The sequence below is a fragment of the Pseudalgibacter alginicilyticus genome, from assembly GCF_001310225.1.
Taxonomy (GTDB): domain Bacteria; phylum Bacteroidota; class Bacteroidia; order Flavobacteriales; family Flavobacteriaceae; genus Pseudalgibacter; species Pseudalgibacter alginicilyticus.
Map to the genome: position 1 here is coordinate 152,223 of NZ_CP012898.1, position 13,103 is coordinate 165,325.

General features: G+C 30.0%; 8 protein-coding genes. 5 read left to right on the forward strand and 3 right to left on the reverse strand.

Going from position 1 to position 13,103, the window contains the following annotated elements:
- Positions 1-53: 53 nt before the first annotated feature.
- Positions 54-1,109: a response regulator gene (locus APS56_RS00615; protein WP_054723803.1), complete on the reverse strand. Its 1,056-nt coding sequence runs from the start codon at positions 1,107-1,109 to the stop codon at positions 54-56.
- 66 nt (positions 1,110-1,175) lie between these two features.
- Positions 1,176-3,056, reverse strand: a complete 1,881-nt coding sequence (locus APS56_RS00620) for a PAS domain-containing sensor histidine kinase (RefSeq protein WP_054723804.1) — start codon at positions 3,054-3,056, stop codon at positions 1,176-1,178.
- Positions 3,057-3,348: 292 nt separating this feature from the next.
- Between APS56_RS00620 and APS56_RS00625 the strand changes: the two genes are divergently transcribed.
- The gene (locus tag APS56_RS00625; RefSeq protein WP_082379209.1) at positions 3,349-5,565 is read left to right on the forward strand and encodes an FUSC family protein; all 2,217 of its coding nucleotides are present in this window, start codon (positions 3,349-3,351) and stop codon (positions 5,563-5,565) included.
- A 40-nt stretch (positions 5,566-5,605) separates the two neighbouring features.
- Here the strand turns inward: APS56_RS00625 and APS56_RS00630 are convergent, their stop codons facing one another.
- Positions 5,606-6,646 carry a GntR family transcriptional regulator gene (locus tag APS56_RS00630; protein ID WP_054723805.1) on the reverse strand — a complete coding sequence of 347 codons (1,041 nt, stop codon included), beginning with the start codon at positions 6,644-6,646 and terminating at the stop codon, positions 5,606-5,608.
- Positions 6,647-6,850: 204 nt separating this feature from the next.
- Here APS56_RS00630 and APS56_RS00635 point away from each other — a divergent pair, with 204 nt between their 5' ends.
- The 4 genes from APS56_RS00635 (at position 6,851) to APS56_RS00650 (ending at position 13,087) form a co-directional block, all read left to right on the forward strand.
- Entirely contained in the window at positions 6,851-8,947 is a 2,097-nt protein-coding gene (locus APS56_RS00635; protein ID WP_054723806.1) for a bifunctional rhamnulose-1-phosphate aldolase/short-chain dehydrogenase, read from the forward strand.
- Between the two features lie 131 nt (positions 8,948-9,078).
- Positions 9,079-10,359 (forward strand): sugar isomerase, encoded by a 1,281-nt coding sequence (locus APS56_RS00640; protein ID WP_054723807.1) that lies wholly within the window; start codon positions 9,079-9,081, stop codon positions 10,357-10,359.
- A 9-nt stretch (positions 10,360-10,368) separates the two neighbouring features.
- A complete protein-coding gene (locus APS56_RS00645; protein ID WP_054723808.1) occupies positions 10,369-11,739 on the forward strand; it encodes an FGGY-family carbohydrate kinase in 1,371 nt (456 codons plus the stop codon).
- A 58-nt stretch (positions 11,740-11,797) separates the two neighbouring features.
- Complete coding sequence (locus APS56_RS00650) at positions 11,798-13,087, forward strand: class II aldolase/adducin family protein (RefSeq protein ID WP_054723809.1); 1,290 nt, start codon at positions 11,798-11,800, stop codon at positions 13,085-13,087.
- Positions 13,088-13,103 lie beyond the last annotated feature (16 nt).

The window sequence follows — 13,103 nt, forward strand, 5'->3', positions numbered from 1 at the left end:
ATTTAAGAACTAAGTGTGTTAAATGAAATGATATTAATCATTTAGGTTGATTTCTAATTTATATTTTTTAATTTTTCAATGTCTAATACTTTTATATTTCTTCCTTCCGCTTTTATAATACCTTGTTTTTTAAATTCTGTTAATGCGCGTATAAGTGTTTCTGTTGCTATCCCTGCAACATTTGCTAAATCATTTCTGGAAATTTTTATTGGGTCTTCAGGTTTTCTGTTTAATTTTTCAGCAAATTTTAAAATTGTGGCTGCTGTTTTTCTATTAACTGAAGCATAGGCTTTTTCTAATAACTGACTCTTTATATTTATAAGGTCATCAGACAATAGCTGCATAAGTTCAAGAGATAATTTATGATTGTTATTTAGTATTTTATTAAATTCTATTGAAGAAACACCTGTTAATTCAACATCTTCTATAGCCGTAACGGTTTCATCATGAGGTGTTTTTTTTGTAAAAGAGGTATACCCAAATAAATCATCTTCTTTATAAAGCGCTGTTACAAGTTCTTTGCCTTGTTCTTGTATTTGGTGGCACTTAACAGCACCTTTATTTATTAAGTAAATGTAATTGGTATGATCGCCTTGGCGGTAAATAATTTCATCTTTATTAAACGTAAAAACTGTGCCGTTGTCGTCAAAAAAGTTTTTTAAGTCGTTTAGGGTTTTTATTTCATCATCAACCAATGTTTTTTTTAGTTTGTTGTTTTCTGTAGCCAATTCTTGTAGAATAGCCACTTTGGCTAAACGGCTTTCTATGGCATCTACAAGGTCCTTTATAGCAAAGGGTTTACTTATATAATCATCTGCACCCAAATTCATCCCTTTTCTAACATCATTAAATTCTGTTTTAGCAGATAAGAATATAAAAGGAATACACTTTGTTGTTTTGTTATTTGTAAGTTTTTTTAGAACTCCGTAACCATCTAATTCTGGCATCATGATATCACAAACAATAATATCGGGTAATTTTTTTTTAGCCAGTTTAACACCTATTTTTCCATTTGAAGCTTTTATAACTTTATAGTTGGATAATTCTAAAAGATCTGAAGTACAATCTCTTAAAACGACATCATCTTCAATAAGTAAAATTGTTTTCATGTGTTATATTTTTAATACTCATTCTTATAATTATAGGAATGATTCTTGTTTTTTTGTTAAGTACTTTCACGGTTCAGCTACATTTGGAAAGGTTATACTAAAAGTAGCCCCCTTGTTCTCTTCACTTTCAAATGAAATGTTTCCACCAAGGTTTTCTAAATGCGTTTTAACAATATTTAAACCAATGCCAGTGCCTTGGGTATTAATAGCATTTTGTGCTCTAAAATAGCGTTCAAAAATATTTTTTTGATCTTTTTTAGGTATGCCAATACCATTATCAACAATGGTTGCAGTTGTAAATTTATCCTCATGTGTAATAAGAATATTTATAGCAGACCCTTCATGGGAGTATTTTATTGCGTTATGTAAAAGGTTTGTTAGGATAACTTGGATAATTTTCTCGTCTTGGTATAATGATATATTGTCTATATTTTCAGGATACTTTATATGCTGGCCATCTTTTAAGAGCATATTGGCATTGTAAACAACTTCGTTAATTACTTTGCTGAATTTAAAATATGTGAAACTATAATTAACTTTGCCATTTTCTAATTTTTCAACGGATAAGAAATCGGTTAAAATGTTATTTAAATAGTATACTTTATCAGTTATGTTTTTTATGTATTTATCACGTTTTTCCTGATGCTCGGTTAATTGATATCTACTTAGTAATTCACTTGATGATAAAATGCCGCTTAAAGGAGTTTTAAATTCATGAGATACTAATGATAAGAAGTTTGTTTTAAGTTCGTTAAGGTCTTTTTCTTTATGAAGTGCAAGTTCAAGCTGTTCGGTTCTTTCTTCAACTTTTTTCTCTAATTTGGTTGTGTAATTTTTCCGTTCTGTAATATCTAAAATGATAGCAATAAAAACTTCTCGTTCTCCTAAGTTTGATAATTGTAAATGGACCTCAACTGGGTATTCAGTACCATCTTTTCTTTTTTGGATAGTTTCAACTTCTAATTTGTTAACCGTTTTATTAAGTAAAACATCAATAATTTCTCTAAACTCTAAATCATTTTTATAAGCAGTAATGTCTACAGGTGTCATATTTAATATTTCATCCATAGTATACCCTAAGCTTTTTTGTGCACCAAAATTCATATTGATGAATTTTAATGTTTTAGCATCAAAAACATGTATTTCGTTTAAAGATTCATCAAAAATATCGGCTAGATATTGGCGTTCTTCTTCTACTTTTTTTCGGAGAGTAACATCATTTTGAATACCAATAAAGTTTGTTACTGTACCGTGTATATTTGTAATTGGAAACACGTATAAATTGTTCCAAAACAAACTGCCGTCTTTTTTATAATTGCGAAATGTAGCTTGACAACTTTCACCATTTTTTATAGCTTTTCTAAGGGTTTTGAGTCCTGGTTGATTCTTGTCATTACGGTATAAAAATCTGCAATTGCGGTTTAGTATTTCTAAATCGGTATAACCCGTTAGTTTTTGAAAGGCTGAATTAAAATATATAACAGGGTTATCGTGTTTTAAAGCATCCGTAATCAATATACCATTATTTGCAGATTGCAAAGCTTGGGTTCGAAGCATTAAGTTTTTTTCAATTTCTTTTTTTTCTGAAATATCTTTAATTAAAACCAACACATAGGCTTTATTGTATATTGTAAATGGATTTAATTCTACTTCAACAGGAAAAATTGATGCATCTTTTTTTAAAGCATAAATATCGGTAGCTTCTCCTATTTTTCTACGTTTTCTTCTTTCAATGAATTTTTTTAAATACTCAGAAAGATTCTCATGATAATTAGAAGGAACCAGTAAGTTAAGTCCCTTATTTAAAAGTTCATTTTTTGTATATCCAAAGATAGATTCCACCGAATCATTGGCTTCAACTATTTTTTGATGATTATTAATAATAATAACACCTTCAGAAACAGTTTCCAGTAAAATATTAAATATTTCTTGGTCTTGTTTGAACATAAAAATATGACATTCAGAATAGTTTTTAAGAGTAGGGTAAAGTCCGTATTTTTTATTTAAAAACGCCTGATTTTTATCATATATGAAACGGGAGTTTATTTGTATTTAAGGCTCTAGTTTTTATTTGAATGTTATATAAGTTGTATCTATGGCAGGTTACAATATATTTTGTAAGGTTAGGTCTTTTAGTTTATATACAGAAACTAAATTTAATGTTATTATTATGTTTAAATATAATGAATAAATAGCCTTAGCTAAAAATCATTCTTAAATTTGAGGCTTAATTCTATTTATGGTTAAAAATTTAATTAGATACTTTAAAAGTATACATTTTATCAAGGCGTTTCTGGTTGCTTTAGCAATGGCAATTCCTGTATTGGTTTCAATTTATTTTTTTGATAGTTTGGATATTGGTTTTAGTATTGCTTTAGGAGCTATTTTATGTGCCCCAGCAGATGTGCCCGGTAGTTTAAAACATAAGTTTTATGGTATATTAACTTCTATAGTTTTAATTTTTGTTATAACTTTATTAATAGGATATTTTAATGGTTATCTGTTTATACTAATACCTCTATTAATTGTTTTAATTTTTACAGTTTCTTATATTGCTGTTTTTGGTTTTAGAGCATCTTTAGTTTCATTGGCAGGCTTGTTGTCATTGGTTTTAGCTTTTGCTTATGAAAGTAGCGAAATATCTATTCTACAACATTCCTTGTTTCTTGCTTTAGGAGGTGTTTGGTATCTGTTTTTAACAGTTTTAACTCAATTTGTATTGCCTCAGGTTCAAACGGACTTTTTGTTTGTTGAATTACTTGATAAAACTTCAGAATTTATAAAAATACGAGGAAAATTATTAGTTGAAAAGACTAATAGAAGTTTTCTTTTAGATCAGAATTTTAAACTACAAATAGAAATAAATGAACTTCATGAAACGATAAGAGAAGTTATTTTAGAGAAAAGGTTAAGTTCAGGATTTAGCAATAGAACAAGACGACAACAGTTGATTTTTTCTAGAATTATGGAAATATATGAATTGGCAATATCCAATACGGTTGATTATGATAAAATTGATAGTTTGTTTGAAGAACATCAGGAGAAAATAGATGAATTTAAAGTATTAATTTTTGAAATTTCAGATAGGTTAAATCATATTTCAAAGGTAATTTTAAAAGAAGAAAAACTTATATTTCAAAACAACTTTAAAATTTTACTTAAAAAAATACAAAATCATATTGAAATTTATAAGGATGATGTTGGTTTGCCTGCATCTAGAGAGGGAACTATTATTTTATTAAACTATAAAGCATACCAAGAAAAGCAAATAGGAAATATAAAAGATATTATTAGGGTTTTAAATAACTATTCTAAAAATGATAAAATAAGAGAAATAAAAGATGCAGAACAGTTTTTGACACCTCAGGATTATGATGTCAAAATTTTAAAAGCAAACTTTAGTTTAAAATCGCCCATGTTTAGGCATTCGTTAAGGTTAACGCTTACCATGCTAATTGGTTTTATGGTTGGTTATGCTATAGAAATGCAACAACCTTATTGGATTTTATTAACTGTAGTTGTTATTATGCGCCCCAGTTATGGTTTAACAAAAGAAAGAACTAAACATAGAGTTGTAGGTACATTAATTGGGGCTGCGGTTGGTGTAGGTATTGTTTTTTTAACACAGAATTTAGTGGTTTACGCTATCATTGCAGCTCTATCATTAATAATAGGGTTTTCTATAGTGAAGCAAAATTATAGAAATGGTGCAGCATTTATTACTTTGTATGTTATTTTTATGTATGCTTTAATTCATCCGAATGTGTTATTAGCCATTAAGTTTAGAGTTTTTGACACTTTAATAGGTGCGGCATTGGCTTATATTGGAAATTATTTATTTTGGCCATCATGGGAATCAAAAAATATTAAAGAATTTTTTATTCATTCCATTGAAAGTTTTTCAGTGTTTTTAAAACAAATTGATGTTTTGTATCATGAAAAAGGTGATGCATCTACAACTTATAAGTTAGCTAGAAAGGAAGCTTTTCTGCAAGTAGGAAATTTAAACGCAGCCTATCAGCGGTTTGTTCAAGAACCAAAATCCAAACAAGACAATATAGCCATCATTTATGAGTTAATAACCATTTGTAACACCTATTTATCTTCATTGTCATCATTAGGTATGTATATTAGGACTAATGAAACTAATAAAGCACCTAAGGAATTTGAAATTTATGTAAAGCATATTTTATCTAATTTAGAAAAAGCCATGGATAGATTAATTAATAAGGAATCTGGGATTTGTTTGACGAATGAAGAATTAGATATGGCAACAAAGAATTATGAAGAGTATTTTCAAAGTTTAGCAGCTGAGAGAGATGAAGAAATTGAAAAAGGACTCCCTATCTCAACTGAAATGAGAGCTAAATTACATGAAACACAATTGGTTTTTGAGCAATTGAGTTGGCTGTATAATTTATCGGAAAGTTTAGTGAAAAAAGTAAAACAAATTTAACAGATGTAAGTTGTATTAAAACCCTTGTGTAATTTAGTTTTTAAACCGATTCTCTATCAATAAAATTAAAAGGATTTTTTATTTTCCCTTTTTTCTTATGTAGTATCATATCTGCTGCAGTTTCACCCATAGCTTTAAAATCAGTTGAAATACAAGTAATACCAAGTAATTCTTTAAGAGGTGTATCATTATAAGATATAACACCAATATCTTTACCTAATTCAAATTCATCCTCACGAATTCGATTTATTAAATGTACTAAATCTGATTCTTCAATGGTAATAAATAAATCTCCTTTTTTAAGAATGATGTCATCATAAATTTCATCTAATATGTCAAAATCAAGCTTGTATTCCACACAGAACTTCCTAAATCCGTGCAATATTCTTTTAGGGTATGGATACAAAGATTTACTTGGATAAACTAAAAAAAGTTTCTTGTATTTAGAAACCTTAGGATGTCCAACCTTAAGCGCATTATAAATATCATTTTCAAAATCTTGATAAATAACATCAACGTCTATTGTTGTTTTCTCATTATCCAATAATAATAGTTTTTCTTTTGGTATCTTTTTTATAACATTTTCTGTTTGTGGTGTAAAACTAACATGATTTAAGTCATCTGTTTTGAAATGAGGCATTATTATAAAATAATCATAAGCGTTTAGATTCTTTTCTAATAGATTTAGAAATAGTGTTTCGTCACAGTGATAGATATGTAAGTCAGTATGTGAAGTACTACCAATGCTATTAATAAACGAATTGTAAATCTTCATTTTATAAGTGCTTAATTTATTTATTAAAAAAAAGATATTCACTTTAGATATTAATTTTGTCCGAGTTATATAATATCCTTTACCTCTAATAGAGGTTATTATTTTTCGTTCTTTTAATATGTTGTAGGCTTTTTCAACAGTATCTCTTGAAAGATAAAACTCCTCACTAAACATGTTAATAGAAGGTATTTTGTCATCTATTTTTAAATTACCATTCGAAATATGGTAGATTATAGAATCAACAATTTGTTTATATTTAGGTTTTCGAGAGTTTTCATCTATACTAATTAACTTGAAAATTTCCATTATATTATTGAGTATACTTTGTGAAAATAAGATTTGTATTGAGTACAATATATTATTTTTTTTAAATAAAACATTTTAGATTAAAAAAAGGAAAGAGAATAATTTTATTGGGAAGCAGTACAGTACAGGATTGAAAATAAACAATGTTGATTTATTTTTGCATTAAGTTAAATGTTTAAGATAAATCTTACATATAATTATACAATGACAAAAAAATTTAAACACGTAGATTACCTTTGGGATAATGATGAAGCCAAGGCTTTTAATGATGATCAAGTAGCTTTATTCTTATATCGTTCAAATATATTAGGAGCTGATTTAAGAATAACAAATTATGGAGGGGGAAATACCAGTTGTAAAACTATTGAAAAAGATCCATTGACTAATGAAGAGGTTGAAGTTATGTGGGTAAAGGGTTCTGGTGGAGATATTGGAACTTTAACACGTTCTGGAATTGCAGGATTGTATACAGAAAGGTTACGTGATTTAAAGAAGGTTTATCGAGGTATAGAAGATGAAGATCGTATGGTTGGACTTTTTAATCATTGTATATATGATTTAGATAGCAAAGCTCCATCTATTGATACACCGCTTCATGGATTGTTACCTTTTGCACATATAGATCATTTGCATCCAGATGCACTTATAGCTGTTGCAGCAGCAAAAGATAGTGAAAAGGTAACTAAGGAAATTTGGGGTGATACTATGGGGTGGGTGCCTTGGCAACGTCCAGGTTTTGATTTAGGTCTTCAATTAGAGAAATGTTTAAACGAAAATCCTGGTATTAGAGGCATTGTATTAGGCAGTCATGGTTTATTTACTTGGGGAAACACTTCTTACGAATGTTATATGAATAGTTTGGAAGTTATTGAAATGGCTTCTGAATATATTGAAAATAAAATAAAAGATAAAGGTTCTGTTTTTGGTGGTCAAAAAGTACAAAGCTTAGCGATAGAAGAGCGAACAGAAAAGGCAGCACAATTAATGCCTTTATTAAGAGGTTTATGTTCTTCTGAAAACCAAATGATTGGACATTTTTCTGATAGTGATGTAGTTCTAGAATTCATTAATAGCAATGATCTGGATAGACTTGCACCCATGGGGACCTCATGTCCAGATCATTTTTTGAGAACAAAAATTCAACCATTGGTTTTAACTTTAGATGCCAATGAAGATTTAACCAATTCTGAAGCTGTTTTAGCAAAATTAGAACCAGCGTTTGGACAATATAGAAAAGAGTACGCCGATTATTATAATACTTGTAAAAAGTCCAATAGTCCTGCCATGCGCGATCCAAACCCGGTTATTATTATTTACCCAGCAGTTGGTATGTTCAGTTTTGCCAAAAATAAGCAAACAACACGTGTAGCAACGGAGTTTTATATTAATGCTATTAATGTAATGAGAGGAGCAGAAGCGATAACAGAATACACCTCATTACCAAGACAAGAAGCTTTTGATATTGAATACTGGTTATTAGAGGAAGCTAAACTTTCTAGAATGCCTAAAGAACAGCCATTATCTCGAAAAGTAGCATTTATTACGGGTGCTGGTGGGGGCATAGGCAAAGCAATTGCAGATAAATTAGCTGCCGAAGGTGCTAATGTAGTGTTAACAGATGTCAACGAAGATAGCCTAAAAGAAGCCCACGCTACTTTTAAGCGCGATATTTCTACTTATGCAGTTTGTGATGTAACCAATACAGAGTCAATAGCAAGTGCTTACAAAAAAGCAGTTATTGAGTTTGGAGGTGTTGATATTGTAGTGCATAGTGCTGGTTTGGCAATATCAAAAGCATTAGAGGATACAACCGATAAGGATTGGAATATATTGCAAAACATTTTAGTCAAAGGGCAATTTGATTTAGCAAAACAAGGAACAGTTATTATGCGTAAACAAGGATTAGGAGGAGATTATATTGCTATAGCGAGTAAAAATGGATTGGTTGCGGGGCCAAATAATGTTGCTTACGGTACAGCAAAAGCAGCTCAACAGCACATGGTACGTTTATTAGCTGCTGAATTATCTAAAGACAAAATTAGAGTGAATACTGTAAATCCTGATGGTGTTATTGTGGGAAGCAAAATTTGGGAAGGAGCATGGGCAGAAGGTAGAGCAAAAGCTAATGGTATTACTGTTGAAGAATTACCAGCATTTTATGCAAAGAGAAATTTGTTAAACGAAATTATTACCCCTGCTGATATTGCTAAGGGCGTTTTTAGTTTTGTTGCAATTTTAGATAAATCGACCGGAAACATTATAAATGTTGATGGAGGTATGGCAAACGCATTTGTGAGATAGCAGTTTAGATTTAGTAACAAAAAACTTCCATAACAACATCTGTAGAAGTTTATATAATTACTGTTTCTTTTTTATTAAAACACTTATGCAATACAACTACTACCTTACATTTAAATTTAAATTACCAACTAATGAAAATAAACCACCACCGCATACAAGATACTAATAGTAAAGATTTAAAATCACATCAAGACCATTTTGATTTTTCGGCAAATAGCTTATCAAAAAAAGGAGTAGATATTAATACTATTATTAAAAAATTACAAGATTTTCAAGTAGCTATACCAAGTTGGGCTTTAGGTGCTGGCGGGACACGTTTTGGGCGTTTTTCGTTTTATGGAGAACCATCAAGTTTGGAACAAAAAATTGAAGACGTAGGTGTTTTACATGCTTTAACACAAACTGCAGGAGCAGTATCACTTCATATTCCTTGGGATATTCCACAAGATTATAATGCGATTAAAGATTTAGCTAATAGTTTAGATATTAAGTTTGATGCGGTAAACTCAAACACATTTCAAGATCAAAAAAAAGCAAAAGAAAGCTATAAGTACGGTTCTTTAAGTAATGCAACCGAAGCAATAAGACAACAGGCTATTCAGCATAACATAGATGTTATCAATATTGGAAATAAACTAGGTTCTAAGGCTTTAACCGTATGGTTGGCAGATGGCTCTTGTTTTCCTGGTCAAAATAATTTTCAAACCGCTTTTCAAAACACACAAGATAGCTTAAAAGCCATCTATAATAGGGTGCCCAGTGATTGGAAGTTATTAATTGAATACAAACCATACGAACCAAATTTTTATAGCACAGTTATTCAAGATTGGGGGACATCATTAATGTTAGCCAATGAATGTGGTGAAAAAGCCTATACTTTGGTTGATTTAGGTCACCATCTTCCCAATTCTAACATTGAGCAAATTGTTTCTATTTTACAATTGAAAGGCAAATTAGGTGGTTTTCACTTTAATGATAGCAAATATGGAGATGATGATTTGACTGTGGGAAGTATTAAACCTTATGCATTATTTTTAATTTTTAACGAATTGGTTTATGGGATGGAAAACAATCCACAAAATCCAGATTTAGCGTGGATGATTGATGCTAGTCATAACGTAAAAGATCCGTTAGAAGATTTAATACAATCCTTAGAAGCCATTCAAGAAGCTTACGCCAAAGCACTTTTAGTAGATCAAGCTCAATTAAAAGAAGCACAATTGGATAATGATGTGGTTAAATGTCAAGAAATTTTGCAAGACGCTTTTAGAACTGATGTGCGTCCATTATTAGCCAAAGCGAGGTTAGACAGAGGTGGTGCCTTAAATCCTATAAAGACATATCGTTCTTTAGATATTAGAAACTCATTAATTAAAGAACGGGGTAAAAATACTGTAGCAACAGGTCTATAATAGTTTCTTATGATTGACGTAACAGCTATATTCGATATAGGGAAAACCAATAAAAAATTCTTTCTTTTTGATGAAGATTATAAAGAGGTTTACAAAGAATACACACATTTTGATGAAATTGAAGATGAGGATGGTTTTCCTACCGAAAACCTAGAAGCGCTTCAAACGTGGTTAAAAACTGTTTTTGAAAACATTCTTGAAGCATCAGAATATAATGTGAAGGCCATAAATTTTTCAACTTATGGTGCTAGTTTTGTACATTTAGATGAAAACGGCGAAGTACTTACACCGCTTTATAACTACACAAAACCTATAGACAAAAGTATTATAGAAGTTTTTTTAGAAAAATACGGACCTAAAGAAGATTTCCTGAAAACGACGGGATGTTTTGATTTAAGTCTTTTAAATTCTGGTTTACAACTTTATTGGTTAAAGTATAATAAGCCTGAAGTTTTTAAAAAAATCAAGTATTCATTACACTTACCGCAATACTTAAGCTATATATTCACAGGAATTCCACTTAGTGAATATACTAGTGTTGGATGTCATACAGCACTTTGGGATTACACAAAAAAAGACTATCACAAATGGGTATACAAAGAAGAATTACATAAAATTTTACCAACACTTGTTTCAACAGAAACGAGTGTGAATATGAATTATAATGGAAAACGTATCAAGATTGGAGTTGGTATTCATGATAGTTCTTCGGCGCTATTGCCCTATGTAAGAAGTATCAAAAGGAAGTTTGTGTTGGTTTCCACGGGTACTTGGAGTATCTCATTAAATCCTTTTACGGACAATCCTATTATTGAAAATATGAAGGATAAAGATTCTATAAATTACATGCGTATTAACGGAAAACCTGTAAAAGCTACTCGTTTGTTTTTAGGTAATGAATATAAAATTCAAGTTAATAAACTCCATAAATATTTTGGGGTTTCTGAAGATTATCACCGTCATGTCAAATTTGATTATGATACCTATGTTGAAATTAATAAGAATTTCAAACATAGGTTTAAATGGGAGAGTTTAAAGGATATTGATATGCCTTCTGAAACAAACATACCCTATACAAAATTTGAAGATGCTTACCATCAATTAATGACTGAGTTAGTCTTGCTTCAAATAAGAAGTATTAAAGATGTTATTGGTAACGATAGTATAAAAAGATTATATATAGATGGAGGTTTTAGTGATAATGATTTGTATGTGAAATTACTAACATATTATTTTAGAAATATGAAATTAAGAACAACTGATTCTTCGTTAGGTTCGGCCTTAGGAGCAGCCATCTGTATTTCAGATTCAAAACTTAATTCTAAGTTCTTAAAAAAGAACTATTCACTTAAAAAACATGTACCATTTATCATTAGCTAAATGTTTTAGTTTAAAGTTCGTTTAAGTTTAAATATGTCTTCTAATAAAATTATGCAGAATGTTAAAGAATAAAAAATTAGAGCATCCTAGACATCAAATAACTAAAATTATTAGTAGAATTTATAAACGAGGAATGACCACCACTTCAGGTGGAAATATTTCAATTATTGATGAAAATGGTGATATTTGGGTTACTCCTTCTGCTATTGATAAAGGGGCTTTAAGAGCATCCGATATTATTTGTGTTAAAAATGATGGAACTATAGAGGGGAAACATAAGCCTTCCTCAGAATTTCCATTTCACAAAGCTATTTATGAAGCAAGACCAGATATAAAATCTATTATTCATGCACACCCACCAGCCTTAGTATCTTTTAGTATTGTTAGAAAAATTCCAAATACAAATATCATTTCGCAAGCAAGACATATTTGTGGCCCCATTGGTTATGCTAAATATGAACTACCAGGAAGTTATAAATTAGGAGAAGTTATTTCTGAAGAATTTAATAAAGGGTTTAAAGCGGTAATTATGGAAAATCATGGGACTGTTATAGGAGGAAGTGATTTATCGGATGCTTTTGAGCGCTTTGAAATGTTAGAGTTTTGTGCACGAACAATAATCTATGGTTCACAAATAGGGACTCCAAATTATTTAAGTGAAAATCAAATTTATGATTTTGAAAATCAAGCAGAACATATGCTTCCTGTAATGGAAAAAACAACACATTTGCCAGGTGAAATAGAAAAGAGAGAGCAAATATATAAGATAGTTAAACGTTCGTGTGAGCAGGGGCTAATGATTAGTTCTTATGGTACAGTTTCAATGCGTTGGAAACACAATGATTTCTTAATTACACCTACAAATGTAAGTCGTTGGGAAATGAGTATAGAAGACATTGTACAAATAAAAGAAGGAAAAAGAGAAGCAGGAAAAACACCGAGTAGAGCAACATGGATTCACCAGGAAATTTATAAAAATAATCCTGAAGTAAATTCGATTATTATGACACAATCTCCATATTTAATGGCCTTTGGTGTTACAGGAAAATATTTAAATGTAAGAACGATTCCTGAAAGTTGGATATTTTTACAAGACATATCATTAGTAAAATATGGTACTCATTTTAAATTTAATAATAACTCTGAAATTGTTCATAACTGCTCAACAGCTTTAATTATTGAAAATGATTCTGTGATCATTACAGGAGATAAATTATTACAAACTTTCGATTATCTTGAGGTTGCTGAGTTTAGTGCAAAATCTATTGTTTTAGGAGTTTCGTTAGGAAATATGGTACCCATTAATGATAGCCAAGTCGAAGACTTAAGGTCAAAATTTTTAACCTGAAAAATAAATATAAAAG